Here is a 23,129-nt window from a genome sequence, read left to right as displayed (position 1 = left end):
TGTTTTTCAGAAGCTCAAAATGGCTTTTCTTTATTTTTTTACTAAAGAAAAATTGTTTTTTACGGCAATTTTTTCAGCTATTTTTTCCCAAACCAATTTTGGCACTTCAATTTTGTAATCAACCAAAGCTACTTCAAAATTTGAGTCGAGCGTCAAAGCATCTTTCCCAACAGTCAGTTTTCCAGTCAGTACTTTTTCTTTCGTAACGCCGTGGATGGTTAAAGTTCCTTTTGCCGTAACATCATAAGTACCAGCTTTGGTATAATCAATGGTTTCGTTGATTTTTCCTTTGAAACTACCCGTTGGAAACTTGTCAGATTCCATGTAGTTTTCGTTGAAATGTTCTTCCATCAATTTATTTTGAAACTTAAATTGTGTCATGTTCATTTTCACCGCAATTTCGCCATTACTTGTATTGATTGCCGCCAACACATTGCTATTCAATGCCGAAATATCTTCCACAGGTGTTTTTGAAAAGAAACTTGTTTTACCAGTTTGTGTCATAAATAATTGTCCAAAACTGGTTTGTGGTACAGCTACCTGCAATACCAAACCTACAAGTACTAAAAATAAAAGATTCTTTTTCATTAGATTAATTGTTTTTCTTTGATTTTCCATCAAAGCTGAATGTTCTTGAAATATTAAAGCCATAGAAAATATCGGCATTACTCCACTGACCAACGGTTTGGGCAATAAATTGTCTTTCAATCATTCCTCTTGAATTGGTAAAGTGTAATTGGAAAACGTGTCCGCCTGTTTCGATATCAAAACCTACTGATAATGAATTATGATACTTTTGTTCGGTTGTTGTTTTACCACGGTCGGCTAAATAATATTCAGCGTTTAAGCTCAGTCTTTTGTTCAATTTCAAACGTCCACCAAAGCCCAAAGCCAGCATATCATTTTTCATATCTGTACTTTCGGTTTTGTTGAAATGAATAATCGTCGGCATGATTTGTAAAGAAAGTTTATCGTTAAACTTTCGGGCAATGAGTAATTGTCCACAATACGTTTGGCGTTCGATATTATCATTGAATTTCATTACTGAACCCGATTCCATCGTGTAACCCGTAACCGCCGTCACGGCTGCACCGCTTAAATATGCTGTAACTGTAACGGGTACTTTGTTGGATTGACGAATGGCTTTGTACTTGGCATAATAGTCATATACTTTTTCTTGCGAACTTCTTCCCACACCAACCGTTAGTTGGTCAGTCAGTCCGTACTCCAAACCAAGTCTGATACGGGCTTCGTCTAAGCCGAAGAAATTATCAATAAAACCAGAATTTACAGCTCCGAAGCGGTGCGAAATCCAGAAATTGAGGTGATTTTTACTGGCAGTTTCAATTGTTTGCCCATTGATTAACCTCGGAGCTTTGAAAGTAGCAGTAGTATAATTGATTTTAGACTCGTTCTCTTTATCCAACATATTCATCAAATCATCTTGACAAAAACTTTGGAAGCTGCCCAGTAAGCAGGCTATCAAAAAATATTTTTTCATAAAATCTGGATTTTAAGTAATGTGTACAATTGAGCTGAGGCTTTAATACTTGATAAGAAATTGATAATTAAATATTTACAAATCAAATTTCAATTACTATTATTTTAAGATGATACTTCCGAGAAAATCATTCTCAACAGCAGTAATTATTAAACTGTACGAATTAAAGCCGTCCTTGGTTTTAGCTAACCGTAAGGATTGAACCATTTTTAGTAACTGTATAGGTTTTCAAGCCTGCACTACCATTACTGTTCGTTCCTTTTCCTGAATTATCAAAAGTAGCACCGTGAGCGGTACAGTAAAACTTATTGGTAGCGTAGGTAATTTGCTTTTGTCCTTCGTGGCTACAAATCAAGGTTACGGCAACATAAGTACCGTCGCTTGTGTATGCGACAACAATATTATTAGTGCGGTCAACAACATAACCACCTTTTGTATTCAAAGCAGCATTGGCTGCGGCAGTTAAGTCAAACGTGATTCCTCCTGTTGGTAGTGGGCCAGCAATGTCACCTTCGTTGGTACATGAAGTCATGGTTACACCACAGTAAACCGCCATTAGGCTTGCTCCCGAAAGCCCTAATTTTTTCAAAAAAGTAAGTCTGTCAATTTTTTCTTGAGTAATGTTCATTTTCAGGATTATTTATTGGTTTGAATGATTTCTGATAATCTATTTATCTGTACGTATAAAATCGAATGATGGATGCTTTTATCATTTAATTCGTGCACTTAGTTGTATGAAAGTATTGAAAAACTATTCGTCAGAAGCCGTAAGCATGGCTTGTAAAATAGATGCTCCTTGTTTTACAATCAACTGGTTACCAATATTTTTCTCAGGAAATACTTCCACATTTCCTCTTTCAGAAAGCCCGATTTTTACAGGAATTTGCTGAAAGGTATTTTCTTTAGTTTTGATAAAAATAAAACCTCCTTCGCCATGCAATACAATTGCTGTTTCGGGTAAAGTTTTAGCGATTCTATTTCTTGTTAGAATTTTTGAATTAACGAATTGTCCAACCGTAAATTTTTCTTCTAAAGCTTCATTTACGATATGTCCGTGAATATTAATTGTTTTGGTATCGGGTTCTACGTTTTTACCCACCAAAAACACCGTTGCCGTAACAGGTGAATCTGAAAATTTAGGATTTTCAACTACGATTTTCTGTCCAATCTTTACTTTGGAAATGTCGTTTTCAAATACTTTTAGCTCTAAATGTTTGTGGTCGTTTCCAACGATTTCAAAAAGTACGTCGGTCGGGGCAACATTTTTGCCAATTGATAAATTTACGGTTTTGACATAGCCTTCGATAGGAGAAATGATATTTACCACAGATGATATTTGTCCTTTTCTGAGTTTATCCATCGAACAACCAATCATTTCTAATTTCAATGCCAGAGCTTGGGCTTGGGCTTTAATCGAAGCTACTTCCGAGTCTGCTTGTTGCAATTTCTTCTTCGCTCCTACATCTTCTTGGCTCAAAACCGTTTGGCGAGATAATTCTTGTTCCAAAAACTTTAATCTGCTCAAAGATTGAAGATAATCTTGTTGCAACTGGATGTAATCCATACTATAAATACTTGCCAAAACGCCTCCTTTTTTAATGGGCGAACCAGGCAAAATATTCGTACTTTTCACATAACCGCTAATGGGAATACTTACAGAAGCCATATTCATTGGCGGTACATCTACTACGCCATTGGCTTTGATTTCTTCCGAAAGTGTAGTTTCATCAAACGAACCTATTACTAAATGAGCATTTTTTACTTGCTCAGGCGTAAGGCTGATAAGGTCTTTGGCTACTTCTTTTTCTGTTTTTACTTCTTCTGTTTTTGGGCTTGAACAAGCCATCATTAGTACAAAAGAGTAAGCAATAAAAACACTCTTCTGAAGAGTATTTAAACTATATTTTTGAGAATTATTCATTTCCGATTAAAGTTTCGATGTTGATAATTAGTTGGTTAAAGTTTTGTAATTCAGACAAATACATTTCTTTAATTTGCCAAGCCTGCGTGATATTTTGTACAAATTCTACGTACTCAATCTCGCCCGCACGGTAGCTTTTTGAAGCCGTTTTTGAAATTAAATCTGCTTGTGGTAATGCCGATTCTTTGTAATACTTCAAAGATGTTTCGGATTTTTCTACCTGAATTTTCAAAGAATTTAACTGACTTTGTAATTGACTTTCAGCGTATTGATACTGTTGATTGATTACTTGTTCGTTGATTTTAGACGCTGTAATTCGGGCTTGTTGGGCTTTTGTGAAAATGGGAATATTCATCCCAACTTGTACAAAATTCTGATTGTAATGGCGTTCGATACTCTGGTTGGTAACAGCAATTTTTACATCAGGTTTTAGGCGTTGCTGTTCCAAATTAGTCTGCAAACGGCTTACTTCACTTTGTTGTTTCAAAATGCCCAAGTATGGATTGGCAGCCAATTGTAAGTCTGAAATGGCAAGTGATTTTTTCGGAGTAAGGCTGTGGTCAATCTCAAAAACTTCATTGGTATTCATCAAAAAACGAAGTGTTTGATACAAATTTTGCTTATCGGCTTGCGTTCTTTGAATCCGATTTTGGATTTCTCTTAAACGAGTTTCAAAAGATACTTTTTCTAATAAATCCGTTTCGCCCGTTTTGTATCGAACCGAAGCCGCCTTGAAAGCACTTTGATAAAGGCTGTCTTGTTCTTGCAGTAATTTGATGTACTGTGTGGTGTATAAAATCTGAAAATAAACACTTTTCACTTCGCCAATCAATTGATTTTTAGTGAGTTTAGCTCTTTTTTCAGCCGATAAAACATTTCCTTTTAAAAGGTTTTCTTGAGCTTTATAAAAACTTGGCAAGGCAAAACTTTGTCCCACACTCAACGTAACATCGTTACCGTCAAATACTTGTGTGCGTCCGTATTGGGCATCAATAGCGGTTTTGGGTAAATCACGAGCCGTTTTCACCAAAGCTTGCGAACCTGAAATTTCTAAATTTGAAATCTGTACATTTTGATTCTGACGAAGTGCTTTATCAATACACATTTGCAAAGACTGTGGCTGTGAGTTTTGGGCAAAAACCGAAGTAGAAAGCAAGCAAAGCAAAACGATACTTGTCAGATTTTTAGAAACTTTTATTTTTCCACCAAAAACTAAACTATAAATAATGGGCAAAACCACTAAAGTAAGAATGGTAGCCGTAATAAGTCCACCGATTACCACCGTCGCTAAGGGACGCTGTACTTCTGCTCCGGGCGAATGACTCAGAGCCATCGGCAAGAAACCCATTGAGGCTACGGCGGCCGTCATCATTACTGGACGGAAACGGGTTTTTGTTCCTTCTAAAATTCTTTCTTTAATATCTGAAATGCCTTCTTTTTCAAGAATTTTGAAGTATGAAATCAATACAATGCCGTTCAAAACCGCTACGCCAAAAAGTGCTATAAACCCAATACCTGCCGAAACCGAGAAAGGCATATCACGTACCCAAAGCGATAAAATACCGCCAATCGCTGAAAGTGGAATCGCCACAAAAACGATGAGAGCTTCGACCAAAGAGCCAAAAGTGAAAAACAAAAGGGCGAAAATTAAAAACAAAGCCACTGGAACGGCAATAAACAAACGACTTTTGGCGGCTTGTAGATTTTCAAAAGCTCCACCATAAGAAACCGTATAACCTACGGGCATCACTACTTTGGTATCAATAATTCCTTGTACTTCTGAAACCAAACTTTCTACATCTCGATTACGGACATTGATTCCGATTGAAATTCTACGGCGAGCATTGTCTCTTGAAATTTCCGAGGGTGAATCTTGGTACTCAATATTGGCTACTTCCGAGAAAGGAATTTTTCCACCATTGGGCAAGTCTAAATACAAATCTCTAATATTTTGAATATCCTTGCGATAAGTAGAATCAAGGCGAATGACTAAGCTAAAACGTTTTTCGCCTTCATACACCACGCCTGTTTCTTCGCCAGCGAAAGCTGCTTTCAGTAGCGTATTTAGGTTTTTGATATTCAATCCATATTGGGCAATTTTCTGGCGATTATAGTTCACCACCATTTGCGGAACGCCATCAATTTGCTGTACTTTTAGGTCGGCAATACCGTTTACTTTATGGATTTTTTGGGCAATTTCTTGAGCTTTTGCATAAAGTACGTCGAGGTCTTCGCCAAAAATTTTAATGGCAATATCCGATTTTACACCAGCAATTAATTCATTAAAACGCATTTGAATCGGTTGGGTAAATTCAAAAGTTACACCCGGAATGTCTTTCAACACATCGTCCATTTTCTGAGCGAGTTCTTCCATGGTTTCAGCTTTTTTCCACTCTTTCGTGTCTTTCAAATCTATGATTAAATCACAAGCATTTACGCCCATTGGGTCGGTTGGAATTTCCGAAGAACCAATTCTGGAAACTACTTGCTCGATTTCATCAGGAAATTCACGTAATAAAAGTTTTTGGGCTTCATTATTTGATTTCACACTTTGCGAAAGTGAAGCATTGCTATGAAGAATGGTTTCTACGGCAAAATCTCCTTCATTGAGTTCTGGAATAAATTCGCCTCCCAAACTACCAAAAAGTAATAAACTTGCCACAAAAAGGACTAAAGATGAGGCTAAAATGATTCCTTTTTTATCTAATGCCCAGTTGATAATTGGACGATAATAGCGATACAAAAAGTTGATGATTTTATCGGCAATGGTTTCTTTATGACTGATTTTTTTACTTAAACATAAAGAAGACATCATTGGCACGTAAGTCAAAGACAAAATCAATGCTCCAATAATGGCAAAACTTACCGTTTCAGCCATTGGTCTAAACATTTTTCCTTCAATTCCCGTAAGAGCAAGTATCGGGAAATAGACGATTAAAATGATGATTTCACCAAAAGCCGCAGATTTACGAATGGTTACGGCCGAATCATAAACCGATTCATTCATTTCTACTTGTGTAAGCAAACGCACAGAAGTAGAGCCGTCTTTGTGATGTTCTAAGGGAAATTTTTGTGTATGTAGGCGATGCACAACGGCTTCTACAATAATGACTGCTCCATCGACAATCAGCCCAAAGTCAATTGCCCCAAGCGACATCAGGTTGGCAGAAACGCCAAAGAGATTCATCAAAGCAAAAGAAAAAAGTAAACAAAGTGGAATAACAGAAGCTACCACCAAGCCAGCTCTAAGATTTCCCAATAATAAAACCAGAATAAAAACGACAATCAAACCGCCTTCTACCAAGTTTTTTTGCACTGTGCCAGTGGCTTTGTCAATCAATTTACTTCTATCAATAAATGATTGTACTCTTACGCCTTCGGGCAAAGATTTCTGAATTTCTTCTATACGTTTTTTTACTTCTTTTACTACTTTTTGGGCAGATTCACCTTTCAATAAAAGTACAACAGCACCAACGGATTCTCCTTCGCCATTACGAGTCATCGCTCCATAACGCACCGCATGACCAAATTGTACTTTAGCCACATCGCTCACCAATACGGGCAAGCCGCCACGAGAAGCCACTACAATATTCTCAATGTCTTGTAGAGAAGTTACTCTACCTTCCGAACGGATAAAATAAGCATCTGTACCTTTTTCGATATAGCTACCGCCAGAATTGGCATTGTTGTCTTGCAAAGCTTGAAATACTTCTGCAATACTTAGGTTCATGGCTCGTAGGCGTTCAGGATTAATAGCTACTTCGTATTGTTTCAAATTTCCACCATACGAACTTACTTCTACTACGCCTTTGATGCCCAATAGTTGCCTTTTTACCACCCAGTCTTGCAGTGTCCGCAAATCAGCTAAAGAATATTTTTCTTTAAACTGAGGCTCAACCACTAAAGTATATTGATAAAATTCGCCAAGTCCAGTAGTAATAGGAGCCATTTCTGGACGACCAGAACCCGCAACCAAATTGGGTTCTGCCTCTCTGATTTTTTCAGAAATCTGTTGACGAGCTTTCTCCATCGGTACGTCGTCATCAAAAACGACCGTGATAACTGATAAACCCATGCGAGAAATAGAACGAATTTCTTTGGTATTAGGAACAGTTCTTAATGAAATTTCAAGTGGATAAGTAATGAATTGCTCTACTTCAGAAGCGGGCAAAGCAGGTGATTGTGTAATTACTTGTACTTGGTTAGAAGTAATGTCTGGAAGGGCATCAATGGTCAATTGTGTTAAAGAAATGCCACCCCAAGTCACCAAAGCTAATACCAATAAGCCGATTACCAGCTTATTGTATATGCTGAATCGAATGATTGAATCTATCATTGTTTGTTTTTTTCAAGAAAAGACCTTCAAATTTTATTGCTTCCATATTTTTCTATCACTTATTAATTACCTGTTTATCAATGGATTGACAAAAAATAAGATGAATTTCAAAATACTCAGACAACAAAACTTGTAAACCCATTAAGGGAAAAGCCTGTAAGAAATGTATAAAGATTTTTTACCACAAAGACAATTTTGTGGATAAGCAACAACAAGAAGAACCGAATGGAATTCGGGCAAGGATTATACTCGTGGAGGATTAAACAATGTTTGGACTATCGAGAAGCGATAAAGGTTTTTCCAAACGAAATTGGGTTCTGAAAAGACTTTGAAGATTGGCACAAAGTTGAGAACAATCTTTTTATTAAAGGTAGGTTCAAACAAAGTAACAGTACTGTGGGAATCTAAGTTGGGTAAATGAGAGTGAGAATGTTTAGCGGTTTTTAGGTGTTTTGAAGCCGTAGAATAGTGCATGGCTAAAAAATCTAAAAAGCTGATGTTCTCGTTCCAACTATGAGTGTGCTGATAATAATGTTTGACCAATTCTCCAACTTTCGCCAATTGCAAAGCATCCGCTTTGGGGAACAAACTCCCGACAAAGATGGTAAAGCTTAATAATATGGCTGTAAATTGTTTCATTTGGCAAATGTAGTTAATTATACGAAAAGAAAAAAGGCGAAAAATCATTTTCGCCTTTGTCTTTATTACTTAGCTTTCAGACATGAGTCATTTAGCTATCTATTTTATTTTCAGCAGATTGTCTCTAAAAATTAATTTAGAGTAACCTTAACTATTTCTGATTTGTAAGTATTCTTTTGCGTTCCCAAAATACTTCTTACTGCTTCGGCAATGCCTTCGGGGTCGAAGCCACATTCTTTGTGTAACTCAATTTGTTCGCCATGTTCTACTACTCTATCAGGAATACCCAAGCGTTTGATTTGTGCTGAATAATTATTATCTAACATAAATTCAGCAACAGCCGAACCAAAACCACCTTGAATACAGCCATCTTCTACGGTAATTATTTTATCATAATTTTGGAAAATTTCATGAAGCATCGCTTCGTCTAAAGGTTTTACAAAACGCATATCATAATGAGCAGGATTGATGCCTTCTTTTTCAAGTATTTCACAAGACTGAACAGCATAATTTCCGATATGACCGAGTGTTAAAATCGCAACGTTTTCGCCGTCTTTGATTTTTCTGCCTTTACCGATTTCAATTTTCTCGAAAGCGGTTTTCCAAACTGGCATCACGCCTTCGCCTCTTGGGTAGCGAATCGTAATACATTGTTTCAATTCTTTGAACTCATCCTGCGAAGCCGTAAACATAATGTCTCTTAGCTCTTTTTCATTCATCGGAGCAAAAACAATCATGTTCGGAATACAACGCATAAAAGCAATATCATAAGCTCCGTGGTGCGTTGGTCCATCAGCTCCTGCAAAACCTGCACGGTCGAGACAGAAAATTACAGGTAATTCTTGAATCGCTACGTCGTGGATTACTTGGTCGTAAGCACGTTGCATGAAAGTCGAATAAATATTACAGAAAACGGTAAGCCCTTGAGTAGCCATACCCGCCGAGAAAGTAACAGCGTGTTGTTCTGCAATTCCTACGTCGAAAGCACGGTTTGGCATTGCTTTCATCATAATATTTAGCGAACATCCAGAAGGCATGGCAGGAGTAACACCCATAATTTTTGCATTCTGTTCAGCCAATTCTACAATGGTATGCCCAAAAACATCTTGATATTTTGGAGGCTGTGGCGTAGAATAATATTTCTTCTTGATTTCACCTGTAATTTTATCAAACTTGCCCGGTGCGTGCCATAAAGTTTGGTCTTTTTCTGCCAAAGCATAACCTTTACCTTTGGTAGTGATACAGTGAAGAATTTTAGGGCCGGGAATATCTTTTAAGTCATTGAGTACAGTTACTAAATACTCTACATCATGACCATCAATTGGGCCGAAGTATCTCAAATTCAAGGATTCAAATAAATTACTTTGTTTGAGTAAAGTAGCCTTTAATCCATTTTCAATTTTAGAAACAATATCTTGGGCAGATTTTCCAAACTTCGACATTTTTCCTAACAGATTCCAAACTTCATCTTTTACTCTGTTATAAGTATGTGAAGTGGTAATATCAGTTAGGTATTCTTTCAATGCCCCTACATTCGGGTCAATAGCCATACAATTATCATTTAAAATAATAATCATATTGTTGGGAATATCGCCTGCATGATTCATTGCCTCAAAAGCCATCCCTGCCGTCATTGAGCCATCGCCGATTACAGCAATATGCTGGCGGTCTGTTTCTCCTTTATAATTAGAAGCTACCGACATTCCTAAAGCTGCTGAGATAGAAGTTGAAGAATGCCCTACGCCAAAAGCATCATATTTACTTTCTTTACGTTTTGGGAAACCTGAAATTCCTCCGTACAAACGATTGGTATGAAAGTTATCACGACGACCCGTAAGGATTTTATGCCCATAAGCCTGATGTCCTACATCCCAAATCAATTGGTCATTTGGCGTATTGAAAACATAGTGCAGTGCTACTGACAATTCAACCACACCCAACGAAGCACCAAAGTGTCCGCCATATACCGATACATCATCAATAATATATTGACGCAACTCGTCACAAATTTGTAATAATTCAGAACGATTACGTCTCCTCAAATCTTCGGGAGTGTTAATCTGAGCTAATATTTTTCCTGGTATAATTTGCATGGGCTTTTCGAGAGAAAATGATAAGTAGATAACCCTTTAAATCTTAAATTGTTTGGTTTTCGATTTTTGTTACCAAAAATCGGGGTCAAAAACCATACTAAAAAACAAATTTACAGAATTATTTTAAGCTAATTACGAATAAAAATAGTCAAGTAGATGCACCACTTGACTATTTTTATTGGATTTTGAGTATTTTTCTCTATTTCTGTGAAGCCTTGAAGAGTTTTTGTTTTTCTTCTTTTGTCAAACTTTCGTATCCTGAGCGTGAAATTTTATCTAAAATTTCATCTACTTCATCTTCGTCAGGATAACCAGTGGACATTCCTACACTCGAACTATTATAAGACGATTCTTTCTGACGATAGGCTACTTTTATTTTAGGTTTTTCATTGCGTTTGCCCAATCCCTTAAAGAAATCTACAATTACATCAATAGGTTTTCCCCAATCGTAGCCTCTTTGTAGCTGTTTTACATACAAATATCCCAATAAAGCTCCACCTAAGTGAACAATTCCTCCGCCTGCATTTACACCGATTGCACCAGCTAATGAAATCAAGAAAAAGAAGAAGGCAATATATTTAATTCTTACAGGGCCAATCAAAAACAAAAAGAAAGTATAATCTGGGGCAAGTGTGGCTGCTGCAAACATAATCGCCATTACACTTCCAGATGCTCCGATAATTGTTGTTGCAATGCCAGATTGATAATAAGGAATAAAATTGAAAGCTAAGAGAGCGAAAATTCCTCCAAAAATAGCTCCAAGAATATACAAATTAATCAATCTTCTACTTCCTAAAAATTCTTGAATGATAGCACCAAACCAATAGAGCATCAACATATTAGGTAATAAGTGTGCAATAGGATTGACAGAGTGGAAAAAAGAATAAGTAAGAATTGTCCAAGGACGATATAAAAAAGTACCCAGAGCAGGCGTAAGACTTAGGTATGACAGAGCCGAATCAAACAATTCTGATTTTTTGAATAGAACCGTAAGGCATATCAATACCAATAACATCACTACATAAACAGCCACATTCAACCAAATCAGTTGAATCAGCCCATTATTTCGCTTCGCAAAAGCATCTTTAAAGTCATCTAAAATCCCGCTCATTTTTATATTCCTTTCTATACTTTATAATTCTTAAATAATACGATGTGTAAATATAATACCTTGAAAAATAAGCCTTTGTTCAATTAATAGAATGTATTTCGGTTTTTTCCCCAGATTTTAATTAAGATAAATGCAAAAATCATTCCTCCGATATGGGCAAAGTGGGCAACGTTATCACCCGGCATTTTATGAAGCCCAGCGTACAGCTCATATAAGCCATATAAAGCTACAAAATATTTTGCTTTTATCGGGATAGGAATTAAAAAAAGCATCAATTCTGTATTAGGGAAAAGCAGAGCAAAACCTGCCATAACACCAAACACTGCCCCAGACGCTCCAATCATCGGTGTATCTAATACTGATTTCAAACACTCCTGAACAATGATAACCGATTCTTTTACATCAATATTGTTTGGATCTTGAATTTGCCCTATTACTTCACCCGGAATACCTTCTGGATAATTGTGTAATAAAAACTGATTGAAAGTACTCAAATCGGGGTTTTCAACATAAGCACGAGTAGCCGCTTCTAAGGCTGAATAGTCGTAATACTTTAAGCCCATGTACAATAAACCCGCTCCAATTCCTGTCACAAAAAAGAAGGTGAGAAAGCGTTTATCCCCCCAATACATTTCTAAAATTGGTCCTAAAAAAAATAAGCCAAGCATATTATTGAACAAATGCCCAATATTAGCATGCACAAACATAGAAGTGACAAACTGAAATGGTAAAAATTTGTCCGAAGTAAAATAATGTAAACCCATCACAGACACAATCATATCTCGATGCCCAAAGTATTCTACTCCAAAAACTATTACATTAATGGCAATTAATGCCCTAATGACAGGCGTTATCGGTGGCGTTCTCATTGCTTTAAATAGAAATTTTAGAGAAAATATTACTCTTCATAAGCCCAGTCAATTTTAGTTTTCATGTCTTTAATCACTAATCCATTAGCTTTAAAGTATCCTCTGATTTCATCTACTTTATCATATTGTTTAGCTTCCTTGTATTCACGATAAAGTGACAACATTCCTTTTGCAAAAGCTTCAACATTTTCGTTGGGTTCTTCAATCAAGCCAAGTACATTTTCTGTAATAGCTACAAATTGTTCTTTTAGCAAATTGAAAGTACTTTCACCCAATTGAGCAGGCTGTACTTGCCCCATATAAAGCTGATTGATTTTCTTTACTAAATTGAATAAACCTGCAATAGCAACGGCAGTATTCAAATCGTCGTTTAAACCATCGTAACAAGTTTGAATACCTTTCTCTACTTCTAATACGTGTTTTTGGTCTATCTCGATTGCCTCGTCTGCAATAAATTCTAATTTTTTTGCGATTCTCAATCCATTAATCAGACGTTTGTAGCCTTTCTGAGCTGCCTTTAAAGCATCGTTTGAGAAATCCAAGGTACTTCTGTATTGCGACTGCAACATGAAGAAACGAACCGTCATTGGACTGTAAGCTTGTTCCAACAATGGATGCGAACCCGCAAATAATTCAGCAGGCAAGAAAGAATTACCTAAAGATTTAGACATTTTTTGTCCGTTCACCGTAAGCATATTCGAGTGCATCCAATAACGAACTGGTTCAACACCATTTGCACCTTTTGCTTGGGCAATTTCGCATTCGTGATGTGGGAATTTCAAGTCCATTCCTCCGCCATGAATATCGAAAGTATCGCCTAAATATTTGGTACTCATACAAGTACACTCTAAATGCCAACCCGGAAAACCATCGCCCCAAGGCGAAGTCCAACGCATTAAATGTTCGGGAGCAGCTTTTTTCCAAAGAGCAAAATCTAAAGGATTTCGCTTTTCACCAACGCCATCTAAATCACGAGTTTCGGTTAATAAATCTTCCAACACTCTTCCCGAAAGTTTGCCATAATTTCCACCCTCTGCATTATAACGAGCAATATCAAAATACACTGAACCTTGCGATTCGTAAGCCAAACCTTTACTGATTAAAGACTTTGTGGTTTCAATTTGTTCAACAATATGTCCAGTAGCCGAAGGTTCGATACTTGGCGGAAGTAAATTAAATTGTTGGAGTACTTTATGGAAATCGTTGGTATAACGTTGTACAATTTCCATCGGCTCAAGCTTTTCGAGCTTCGCCATTTTACCAATTTTATCTTCGCCTTCGTCGCCATCACCCACCAAGTGACCAACGTCTGTAATATTTCTTACATAACGTACTTTGTAACCAATATGAGTAAGGTAGCGATTAAGAATATCGAAAGTTAAGAAAGTACGGACATTTCCAAGGTGAACGTAATTATAAACAGTAGGGCCACAAACATACATTCCCACATGCGGGGCGTTGATGGGCGTAAAAAGTTCTTTTTCTCGGCTGAGGGTATTGTATATTTTTAAAGGTTGCATTCAGTTGGATTATTCTTGTGGACTAAATTGATTTCTTTTACAAAACTAATAAAAGTATAATGGAATGAGAGGCTTTTGAGTTCAAAAAGCATTAAGACTTCTCCGATAACTTATTTTTAACTCTTTCGATAGAGTTCTCTATCATTTCTTTTTCTTCTTTGAAATATTTAGGAGTAAAAGATAAAGCCTTTTCAAAGTTATCTAACGCAAGACTTTCATTGTTTTGTTCTTCATAAACCCTTCCAATTTGATGGTAAGTACCGCCTAAACGATATTCTTGACCTGTTTTTTCTTTCCAGTGAATAGCCATTTCGTAATTCTCTAAGGCTTTATTCCAATTCTTTTGCTCTTCGTATACTCTGCCTATATGATGATAAGAACTTCCTAATTGATATTCTCGTCCAGTTTGTTTTTTCCAATTAATCGCTTTTTGATAATTTTTAAATGCTTTAATCCAATTCTTTTGTTCTTCATAAACTATCCCTATATGATGATAAGTAGCTCCTAATTCATATTCTTGCCCAGTTATTTCTTTCCAATAAATAGCTTTTTGATAATTTTCTAAAGCTTTATCCCAATTTCGTTGTTCCTCATACACTCTACCTATATGATGATATGTAGCTCCAAATCGTTCTTCTTGTCCATTCCGTTCTTTCCAATTAATCGCTTTTTGATAATTTTCTAAAGCTTTATCCCAATTTCGTTGATTTTCATATACCATTCCAATCTGATGATAAATTCCACCTATATTTATCATTGTATTTTCTTGAATATCATTTTTTAACACTTTTTTATAAAGAGTTAAAGCATTGTCAAATTTTCGAAAATCTAAACTCAATGTACCATAATCAAAAAGTAACTTGTTATAACTATTACCACGAATATTCAACTTCTCAGTAATACCAATGGCATTTTCGTAATACTTTTTAGCATTTTCATAGTCAAAATATTTGGCATATTCGTCTGCTAAAAGGCTGTAAAGATTTAGCCTTTCCCTCATAGCACGCCCTTTATCAGTGTCATTCAAAGGAAGGTGTTCTAATTTATCTTTTAGACTTTTGATATATTCTTCTCGTACAGGTAATTTGGCAGGAACTTCGTGAGGCTGTGGACTAAGTTCTTTTTCTTGATGTATTTCATCCTCTTTAAACACAAAAAAATTAGTCACCCAACTCCAAAGGTCTGGGGCTTTGCGTTGGAGTTGAATAAAAAAATCGTGGTCGCCCCAAAGTATCGTGATGTAATTGGGTTTTCTAAAAATAATTTCTCTTTCAAAATTCAACTGGGCAATCATACCCGAATCTACAATTTGTCCATCTTCGGAGCTTAATCGGCTATTTTCTAAACCAAAAACATTGACACAGTAAGTAATCCTTTCAGATTCAATAATAGATTTTGGTAATTTCTCTTGAAGTGTCTGATGCAAGGAGATAACTTGAAAGGGTGTAAGATCTATATCATAAAACTGGTATTGAGGGACTCTCTCTTTGAGCTTTGCCAAAACCTTTACTTGTAAGTCATAGGTGGGTACGCTTATCATCACAAGCGTCGGTTCTTTACGGTCTTGTAATGTAAACTGTATTTCATCAAGCAGGTTTTCGTTATAGGCTTTTTCAAGCTCAAAGTTCGTTGGCATTTCGTAAGTATTTTTCAAGAATAGGATTCATCTTAATTGAGCTTTTACCATTGTATTTTAGTAAAAGTAATCCATATAACATTTCCTTTACTTTGGCTTCGGCAGGCTCAAAATCTCCCTCTTTTAGAATTTTGATATAACTTTTATCAATACTCTCACGCAATGTATTACCGATTTCATCCACAACGGCTTCTACTACTGCTATATTGATTTTACTTTTTCCTCTGGTTTTACGAATGGCAACATTCACGATTCTAAACAATTGCCTAATACAACCACCTGAATAAAAAATACATTTTTCAAGTGTTTCTTTATTCTCAAAAAAAGTATCAAAATCTATGCGTTTAGTAATGATTTCACAAAGAGCATCACAATTTTCTACTTTATCAGTACGAATCATTGGTACTACGTAGCGACTTGTAAAACGAATAGGTGATTTTTCAATTTGATAGAAAGCATCTATTCGTACACTCATAATCATATTGGCGTTGATGCCTATCAATACATTAGCGTCTCTTACAAAAAGCGTTTCATATTTTTCAAACATGATTTTTTCAGAACCATCTACGATAAAAAGGATGTCTTGTCCTAAATTTTCGGCTTGAATGTCTGCTCTTATGTCTGAAAGGTAATCATTTAGCAATTGTGTAAGATGTAGTAAATTTTTTCGGGTTACTTCACGAATTACTTTAGCCGTTTTAGTCTCTCCTGCCAAAAGGTTTTTTAATGAACCTCCAATTTTAAAGAAATCAAAAAAGCCAATTCCTGCTTCTACGTTCACCGCAAGCTCGTCTTTGATACTTTCGCTAATTTCTTTTTTTACTTCAGAATCACTAAAAAACATTTTTGCTAACTCTTTGAGCGATTCTGTATTTCGACTAATACCTTTCTCTTGAAGTTGTGTAATTAATTTTGTGATAAGCAAAACATAAAAGTCTTCTGGCTCGAACCTTGAAATTTCTAATTCTTCTTCGATACTGATAAAGACTGAAAAATACAGGTTTTGTTTATTGAGGTCACGATGTAAACGTTTAAGTTCAACGGTTTTACCAGAACCAATATGACCCGAAAAAATCAGTTTCACATACTCTTCTGTCAAATGAAAAGAACCGTCATCACCAATACCCAAGTCAAACTTAATATCGCTAAGGTATTCATTACCACGCACTTTATCGAGATTAACGTAAAGATTACTGGCAAAAATATCTTCTTCAAAGGTTGGCTCAGTTACTGCTCTTGCCGTGAAGGGGTCATTTACAGGATAATTAAATTTTGACATTAGCAATGATGTTTTTTGTTGTAAAAGTAAAGAATTTCATCAAGAGTTCCATGATAAATAAGCTGTTCATTGCTACTACTGTTGTTCTAAAAATAAGTACTTCGCATTCTTGTTTTTAGTCATTAATCATGTCTTCTTTTGATAACGTAAATCTCAAACCAAAATCCTCTATCTTTGAAAAAATATTCAACCCAACAACAATGACCATTTTAGAAGTAGCTAACCATAAACATCTCCAACAAGAATTTCTTTTATTGCCTGTTAGATTGTATGAACAGGATAACAATTGGATTCGTCCGCTCGACCAAGATATTGAGAATACTTTCAATCCTGATAAAAATAAGTATTTCAAACATGGCGAGGCTATTCGCTGGATTTTGCAGGACGAAAAGGGTAAAACTATCGGAAGAGTTGCCACTTTTATCAATCACGAAACGGCCAATAAAGAAGAACAACCCACTGGCGGAATGGGCTTTTTTGAATGTATCGAAGATGAAGCTTCTGCCTTTTTATTGTTCGATACTTGTAAAAATTGGCTGGCTTCTAAAGGAATGGAAGCGATGGATGGCCCCATTAATTTTGGCGAAAGGGATTCGTTCTGGGGTTTGATGACAAAAGGATGGGAGTACGAACCTACCTACAAAATGCCTTGGACTAAGCCATATTATATTCAATTCTTTGATAAATACGGCTTCAAAGATTATTTCCAACAATACGTTTATGTGTCGCCAATTCGAGCGGCGGCGGTGAATAAATCTGTGGAAGAAAAAGCTAAACGTATTTACGAAAACCCTGAGTATTCGTTCCGACACATTGAAAAAAGTAAATTGGCGAAATATGGCGAAGATTTCAGAACGATTTTTAATGAAGGTTGGGCAAAATTTCCGGGCGTAAAAGCCATGACCGAAGAACAGGCAAGTAATTTGGTAAAACAAATGAAACCTATCATCGACGAAGAACTTACTTGGTTTGCCTACGCTGGCGAGCGTCCGATTGCGTTTTTTATCGTTATTCCCGACATCAACCAAATTGTAAAACACCTTAACGGAAAATTTGGCGTTTGGGAAAAAGCTAAGTTTATGTTACTCTTAATGCGTGGCGTGATTACTCGTACTTGTGGAGTGATTTTTGGCGTTGTGCCAGACTATCAAGGAAAAGGCGTTGAGTCGGCTATTGCTTTGCGTTTTCGTCAGGCAGGAAGAGACAATCCGCATTATCAATACGAAACCATTGATATGAATTGGGTGGGTGATTTTAATCCAAAAATGAATCGTTTCGTTTCACAATTAGGAACAACACGTGACAAAGAATTTATCACTTATCGCTATTTGTTTGATAGAACGAAAGAATTTAAGCGTTGTCCGAGAGTTGGATAAATAATGAAGAGTTGTGAATTGTGAGTGATGAATTGTGATATTATTTAAAATTCATCACTCACAAATATTCATTTCTTATATGAAGCGTTTTTAAGTAATGGATACAATTTAATTAACGCTTTTATTTATCTTAATCACCTAACAATCAAAATATTACAAATACTAATCACCAATTACTATTTACCAATCTCTACTTCATTATTTCAGTGAACTTTTACCTGTTCCAAGCTCACCCATACAATTTCTCCCATCGTTCTACATTTCAAAAACTTATCTGAATTGTAATATTTTGCCAATTCAGTTTTCAATTGTTCTGTATTTTCGGGCGTTGAAATATCGTCTCTTGCCATAATCGACATCAATTCATATACTCTTTGGCTTTCTACTTTCAAACGTTTTGAAATCAAAGACCTTTCTTCTATTTGGTATTGCTTCACCGACTCTGGTGTCATGTGTCGCATTCCCATTTCAATCAAAGGATAATTTTGCTTGAAGTACTGAGGCATATAAACCGTTCGTTTGCCTTCATAACTCTGCTGGTCAAAATCAATGGCTCTGATTCTAAAATATACTTCTTCAAAATCTGGCGTAATATCCACCACAAAATTAGAAGAGTGCATATCTCCTAACAGTAAAACCAAGCATCGTTCGTTGAATTTTACAAATTCTTTCGCCAAACGAATTTCATTGAGATTGGGGTCATTCAAATGATTTTTGAAAAATTGGTCGCCCGGAATTCCTGCGATGTGTTCTTCTACCAATGAGTTTTGATAAGTAAGATAACTAATTCTATTGGGCGAAAGTAAATGTTCGAGTTCCATGCCGTAAACCCTCGAACAGTCGGCTCTTTTGATATAAAAATAATCGAAGTTGTCGTTTACTCGGTTTACAATTCTAATCCTAAATGGCTGTGTGTTTCCGTAAGTACACAAATCAATTCTATCAACGGTTAAGTGCTTGATTACTTTTTCGTCGCCATCGGTTTTTAAATCTGCGTAGATTTTCTTTAAACCTTCATAAATATGCTCAATTTCGCTATGAGGATAAAAAACCGTAATCCACAAAGTATCATTTCCATACTTATCGTAAAGACTGATTGAACTTTCAAATCTCAATAAATCGGTATATTGAATGGGCATTTCTATTTCACGCCCATATTTTGTCAAGTACCTTCTTAGTTGAAGATTGATTTTGAAAGGAACTTTCTTTTTAGAAATTAAAGCCATGGCAATAAGTATGAATTATGAGATATGAATTATGAGTGTACAAAAGCTTAAAAGCTATTTTGGATTTAGGAATTGGGATTTCTGATTTTGGAAATTTCATCAAATACTTCTAAAAAAGTAATTTGTAAAGCCGAAATCCGACATCAGAAATCTCAAATCAAAAACGGCTTACCATCTTGATAATACTTGAGTACGGTGAGCGTCAATTTTCAAGAAAATAAATAATAAAATTGAAAACGACCAAAGCGACGAACCTCCGTAACTGAAAAAAGGAAGTGGAATACCAATTACTGGCATTAGCCCAATGGTCATACCGATATTTACCATAAAGTGAAAAAACAAAATGGAGGCTACGCCATAGCCATAGACTCGGGCAAATCGGGATTTTTGTTGGTCTGCCAGATAAGTAATTCGTAATAAAAGCCCTAAAAATAGCCCAACTACCAATAAACTTCCTGCAAAGCCTTCCTCCTCGCCTACTGTACAGAAAATAAAATCTGTACTTTGTTCGGGTACAAAATCAAATTTAGTTTGTGTTCCTTGTAAATATCCTTTTCCGATAAGTCCACCAGAGCCAATCGCAATTTTAGCTTGACGAACATTATACCCCGTTTTCTTTCTGTCAAAATCTGGGTCAACTAATACTTTGATACGGTTTCTTTGGTGTTGTTGCAAAACGTTGTTGATTGCCCAATCTACACAAGTAACAAAAAGCCCCATTGCCAAAGCAATACTGATAATGGTAATGATATTTTTAGTTTTGCGTTCATAACGTGGCATTAACCAAATAATAAGCCCTGCCAACACAGCCAAACCAATATAAATTTGCCATTCTTCAAAAATCAAAGAAAGTACAAATAGAATAATTATCGAAAGAAAAACGGCTGGATAAACGCCCGGTAATCCTTCACGATACAGTAAAATCATAAACGAAGCAAATACCAAGGCTACCCCTGTTTCGTGCGAAGCCAAAATCAAAATAGGTGGTACTAAAATAATAAGTGCTACATTGAATTGGTCTTTGAAACGAGACAAATTTACCATGGGCGTACTGATGTACTTTGCCAAAGCCAAAGCCGTTGCCATTTTGGCAAATTCGGCTGGTTGCAACTGAAACCCCCCCACTCTAAACCATGAATGCGAACCTTTTACTTCTGTTCCGACCAACAAAACCGCCACAAGTAAAAACATAAAAAAGCCATAAATAATAAAGGCGAAAGTATCGTAAAAACGATAGTCAATCACCAAAATGGCTATGATAAGCAGTACAGTTGTACCAATCCAAATTAATTGTTTGCCTGCATTGGTATCGAAAAAGCCGGGGTCGCCAATCCAAAGAGGATTTTCTGGATTATAGATTGCGGCGTAAATATTCATCCACCCTACTGCCACACATACGATAAACAGTAAAACTGTTATCCAATCTAAATTTTTTGATATTTTTTCTTGCCTTGCCAAGTTGAATTTGCTGAATTAGGTCATTCATTCAACAATGAATGACATTAATGTATAATTATTTAATGTGTGCCTTTTTTAGGCGTTGTCACTTTTTGATTAACAGGTTTTTTCGGACTCATTGGTATTTTTACTGTATTTTTCTGAGCCGAAACGCCCAACGGTAAGGTTACAGTTGGTGTTGTCAAGAAAAGCTCTTCATCTACTTTTTGTGCTGTATCAGGTTTTGAAACAGTTTTAGGTTTTGCCGCAGCATTCGCTTTTCTGATGGTCAACAAGTTTGGATAGCTTTTATTCATCCATTTAGTTTCGATAGCCTTTCTATCCACATGACCTTTGATGTACTTTTCAATACACAAAGAAGCGATTGGTGCAGCATGAGCCCCACCCGAACCTGCATTTTCTACAAAAACGGCAATGGCTATTTTAGGATTTTCTTTCGGAGCAAAAGCGATAAAAATAGAGTGGTTTTCTCCATGTCTGTTTTGTGATGTTCCTGTTTTTCCACACATCTGAATATCACTCATACGTCCGTCGCCCGATACTGTACCATTATTTACGGCTGCAACCATCCCATCTATTACTGTTGCAAAATGACGGCGGTCGATACCTACCGAAATTTTCTCTTTATATTTTGGATCAATTTCTCCAATTTTATCAATGCCTTTTACCAAATGTGGACGAATATACCAACCTCTGTTGGCAATAATAGCGGCAACATTTGCCATTTTCAGCGGATTTACGATGATTTCTCCTTCACCAATACTGTTACTGGCAATGTTTGAAAACTTCCAAGTAAGCTCGCCGTGGTACATATTATTATAATACTCTACATTGGGTAACTTTCCTTTTTTCTCGTTTGGTAAATCAATTCCTAAAGATTGCCCGATACCAAACTTCGCCACCATATCATCCCAGCGTTGTAAACCCAAAGCTGATTTTTTGAAGATATTTTTTTCAGTGTTATTATAAATCATTCGTTTATAAGTCTGATAAAAATATGGGTTACAAGAGTACTGAATCGCCTTCTGAACATCGCTGGCTACGGGGTGATTGTGGCTACAACGAATCGGCGAACCGCCGTGTCCGAAGCCCGTTCCCGGACTAATTACGCCCATTTGTAAAGCCACCAAAGCTTGAATAATTTTGAAAGTAGAACCCGGACGATAATAAGCACTTGGCGGACGGTTCAATAGTGGATGAAGTGGATTGAGATTCAGCGTTTGAAAGTACTTTGAAAAAGTTCTTCCCGACAATAAACTGGGGTCATAAGTAGGTGCTGAAACCATTGCTAATACTTCACCGCTACTTGGCTCAATGGCTACTATACTGCCTACTTTGTGTTGCATCAAACTATCCGCATAAGCCTGCAAATTGATGTCCACAGAACTAATAAGGTTTTTTCCCGAAATCGGATTTTTATCAAAAGCTCCGCCTTTAAATGGCCCTTTTTCTACACCACGACTGTTTACCATCATGTATTTGATGCCACGTTCGCCCCGAAGGTCTTCTTCATAATAGCGTTCCAAGCCCGTTACGCCTATGTAGTCGCCTTGTCGGTAATAGTCGTCTCCTGTTTCTTCTTGTTTTGCCAAACGTTCTGGACTGATTTCGCCCACATAACCCAAAGCATTTGCCATCGCTTTTGAATCATAAGTACGCAAAGCACTTACTTGAAATTCAAAACCGGGGTAATCGACCATAGCATCTTGTACTCTGGCAAAATCTTCACGAGAAAGTTGTCGGAGAAAAAGTGAAGGACGCACAGGCGAAAATACTTTCGCTAAATGCGTAAGGCTATCAAAAGTTTGGCGAGTAATTCCGAAAATATTACAGAAACGAAGTGTATCTGCCACTTTTGCCTTTTTGGGCGTAATGTACAAATCGTAAACTACGGTATTGCTTACAATAAGTTTTTTGTTTCTGTCATATACCAAGCCCCTAAAAGGTACTTGGATAATTTTTCGGATGGCATTATTCTCAGCATCTAATTTATAAGTTTCGTCTATTACTTGTAAATAGAACAGTCTGCATATATAAACTAATGCTATTAATATAAAAAATCCTTGGATAAATCGTCTTCTAAGCTCGTCCACGAGTGATAAAATATTTTATTAAGCTCTTGCCTAAGTACATTCATTTTGATTGAAACCGCTTGAAAAAACGA

At 36.4% G+C, this 23,129-nt stretch carries 16 protein-coding genes; 1 reads left to right on the top strand and 15 read right to left on the bottom strand.

All coding sequences use genetic code 11. The features are described from left to right. Positions 1–30: 30 nt before the first annotated feature. The 12 genes from VB248_RS06400 to VB248_RS06345 all read right to left on the bottom strand — a co-directional run bounded on the left by VB248_RS06400 (position 31) and on the right by VB248_RS06345 (position 16,905). Positions 31–588 (bottom strand): YceI family protein, encoded by a 558-nt coding sequence (locus VB248_RS06400; RefSeq protein ID WP_323295920.1) that lies wholly within the window; start codon positions 586–588, stop codon positions 31–33. Between the two features lie 4 nt (positions 589–592). Beyond that, the gene (locus tag VB248_RS06395) at positions 593–1,501 is read right to left on the bottom strand and encodes a DUF5777 family beta-barrel protein (RefSeq protein ID WP_323295919.1); all 909 of its coding nucleotides are present in this window, start codon (positions 1,499–1,501) and stop codon (positions 593–595) included. Between the two features lie 181 nt (positions 1,502–1,682). Then, positions 1,683–2,129 carry a Rieske 2Fe-2S domain-containing protein gene (locus VB248_RS06390; protein ID WP_323295918.1) on the bottom strand — a complete coding sequence of 149 codons (447 nt, stop codon included), beginning with the start codon at positions 2,127–2,129 and terminating at the stop codon, positions 1,683–1,685. Positions 2,130–2,252: 123 nt separating this feature from the next. Further along, positions 2,253–3,422, bottom strand: a complete 1,170-nt coding sequence (locus VB248_RS06385; RefSeq protein WP_323295917.1) for an efflux RND transporter periplasmic adaptor subunit — start codon at positions 3,420–3,422, stop codon at positions 2,253–2,255. Next, positions 3,415–7,758 carry a CusA/CzcA family heavy metal efflux RND transporter gene (locus VB248_RS06380; protein WP_323295916.1) on the bottom strand — a complete coding sequence of 1,448 codons (4,344 nt, stop codon included), beginning with the start codon at positions 7,756–7,758 and terminating at the stop codon, positions 3,415–3,417. Before VB248_RS06380 ends, VB248_RS06385 begins: the two co-directional genes overlap by 8 nt. Before the next feature lie 243 nt (positions 7,759–8,001). Beyond that, positions 8,002–8,397, bottom strand: a complete 396-nt coding sequence (locus VB248_RS06375; protein ID WP_323295915.1) for a hypothetical protein — start codon at positions 8,395–8,397, stop codon at positions 8,002–8,004. Positions 8,398–8,528: 131 nt separating this feature from the next. Then, positions 8,529–10,490, bottom strand: a complete 1,962-nt coding sequence (dxs, locus tag VB248_RS06370; protein WP_323295914.1) for a 1-deoxy-D-xylulose-5-phosphate synthase — start codon at positions 10,488–10,490, stop codon at positions 8,529–8,531. Between the two features lie 199 nt (positions 10,491–10,689). Then, on the bottom strand, positions 10,690–11,601 hold the full coding sequence (locus VB248_RS06365; RefSeq protein ID WP_323295913.1) for a rhomboid family intramembrane serine protease: 912 nt from the start codon (positions 11,599–11,601) through the stop codon (positions 10,690–10,692). 83 nt (positions 11,602–11,684) lie between these two features. Beyond that, positions 11,685–12,470 carry a rhomboid family intramembrane serine protease gene (locus VB248_RS06360; RefSeq protein ID WP_323295912.1) on the bottom strand — a complete coding sequence of 262 codons (786 nt, stop codon included), beginning with the start codon at positions 12,468–12,470 and terminating at the stop codon, positions 11,685–11,687. A 29-nt stretch (positions 12,471–12,499) separates the two neighbouring features. Then, positions 12,500–13,990: a cysteine--tRNA ligase gene (cysS, locus tag VB248_RS06355; protein WP_323295911.1), complete on the bottom strand. Its 1,491-nt coding sequence runs from the start codon at positions 13,988–13,990 to the stop codon at positions 12,500–12,502. Positions 13,991–14,081: 91 nt separating this feature from the next. Beyond that, positions 14,082–15,626, bottom strand: coding sequence for a tetratricopeptide repeat protein (locus VB248_RS06350; protein WP_323295910.1), 1,545 nt, complete (start codon positions 15,624–15,626; stop codon positions 14,082–14,084). Beyond that, complete coding sequence (locus VB248_RS06345) at positions 15,610–16,905, bottom strand: hypothetical protein (RefSeq protein WP_323295909.1); 1,296 nt, start codon at positions 16,903–16,905, stop codon at positions 15,610–15,612. Before VB248_RS06345 ends, VB248_RS06350 begins: the two co-directional genes overlap by 17 nt. Positions 16,906–17,105: 200 nt before the next feature. Between VB248_RS06345 and VB248_RS06340 the strand changes: the two genes are divergently transcribed. Next, positions 17,106–18,281 (top strand): hypothetical protein, encoded by a 1,176-nt coding sequence (locus tag VB248_RS06340; RefSeq protein WP_323295908.1) that lies wholly within the window; start codon positions 17,106–17,108, stop codon positions 18,279–18,281. 203 nt (positions 18,282–18,484) lie between these two features. On the opposite strand, the gene VB248_RS06335 is transcribed toward VB248_RS06340, so the two are convergent. The 3 genes from VB248_RS06335 to mrdA all read right to left on the bottom strand — a co-directional run bounded on the left by VB248_RS06335 (position 18,485) and on the right by mrdA (position 23,058). Further along, complete coding sequence (locus VB248_RS06335) at positions 18,485–19,507, bottom strand: hypothetical protein (protein ID WP_323295907.1); 1,023 nt, start codon at positions 19,505–19,507, stop codon at positions 18,485–18,487. 168 nt (positions 19,508–19,675) lie between these two features. After that, positions 19,676–20,965 carry a rod shape-determining protein RodA gene (rodA, locus tag VB248_RS06330; protein WP_323295906.1) on the bottom strand — a complete coding sequence of 430 codons (1,290 nt, stop codon included), beginning with the start codon at positions 20,963–20,965 and terminating at the stop codon, positions 19,676–19,678. Positions 20,966–21,024: 59 nt separating this feature from the next. After that, the gene (gene mrdA / locus VB248_RS06325; protein ID WP_323295905.1) at positions 21,025–23,058 is read right to left on the bottom strand and encodes a penicillin-binding protein 2; all 2,034 of its coding nucleotides are present in this window, start codon (positions 23,056–23,058) and stop codon (positions 21,025–21,027) included. Between the last annotated feature and the right edge of the window lie 71 nt (positions 23,059–23,129).

The sequence above is a fragment of the Arcicella rigui genome, from assembly GCF_034929435.1.
GTDB lineage: Bacteria > Bacteroidota > Bacteroidia > Cytophagales > Spirosomataceae > Arcicella > Arcicella rigui.
This window is presented reverse-complemented; position numbering and strand designations above follow the sequence as displayed.

Coding starts and splice junctions, on each gene's coding strand:
- VB248_RS06365 (WP_323295913.1), bottom strand. CDS start 11,601: ATGAGCGGGATTTTAGATGACTTTAAAGATGCTTTTGCGAAGCGAAAT.
- VB248_RS06335 (WP_323295907.1), bottom strand. CDS start 19,507: ATGGCTTTAATTTCTAAAAAGAAAGTTCCTTTCAAAATCAATCTTCAA.
- dxs (WP_323295914.1), bottom strand. CDS start 10,490: ATGCAAATTATACCAGGAAAAATATTAGCTCAGATTAACACTCCCGAA.
- VB248_RS06400 (WP_323295920.1), bottom strand. CDS start 588: ATGAAAAAGAATCTTTTATTTTTAGTACTTGTAGGTTTGGTATTGCAG.
- VB248_RS06385 (WP_323295917.1), bottom strand. CDS start 3,422: ATGAATAATTCTCAAAAATATAGTTTAAATACTCTTCAGAAGAGTGTT.
- VB248_RS06395 (WP_323295919.1), bottom strand. CDS start 1,501: ATGAAAAAATATTTTTTGATAGCCTGCTTACTGGGCAGCTTCCAAAGT.
- VB248_RS06380 (WP_323295916.1), bottom strand. CDS start 7,758: ATGATAGATTCAATCATTCGATTCAGCATATACAATAAGCTGGTAATC.
- VB248_RS06345 (WP_323295909.1), bottom strand. CDS start 16,905: ATGTCAAAATTTAATTATCCTGTAAATGACCCCTTCACGGCAAGAGCA.
- VB248_RS06360 (WP_323295912.1), bottom strand. CDS start 12,470: ATGAGAACGCCACCGATAACGCCTGTCATTAGGGCATTAATTGCCATT.
- cysS (WP_323295911.1), bottom strand. CDS start 13,990: ATGCAACCTTTAAAAATATACAATACCCTCAGCCGAGAAAAAGAACTT.
- VB248_RS06375 (WP_323295915.1), bottom strand. CDS start 8,397: ATGAAACAATTTACAGCCATATTATTAAGCTTTACCATCTTTGTCGGG.
- VB248_RS06390 (WP_323295918.1), bottom strand. CDS start 2,129: ATGAACATTACTCAAGAAAAAATTGACAGACTTACTTTTTTGAAAAAA.
- VB248_RS06350 (WP_323295910.1), bottom strand. CDS start 15,626: ATGCCAACGAACTTTGAGCTTGAAAAAGCCTATAACGAAAACCTGCTT.
- VB248_RS06340 (WP_323295908.1), top strand. CDS start 17,106: ATGACCATTTTAGAAGTAGCTAACCATAAACATCTCCAACAAGAATTT.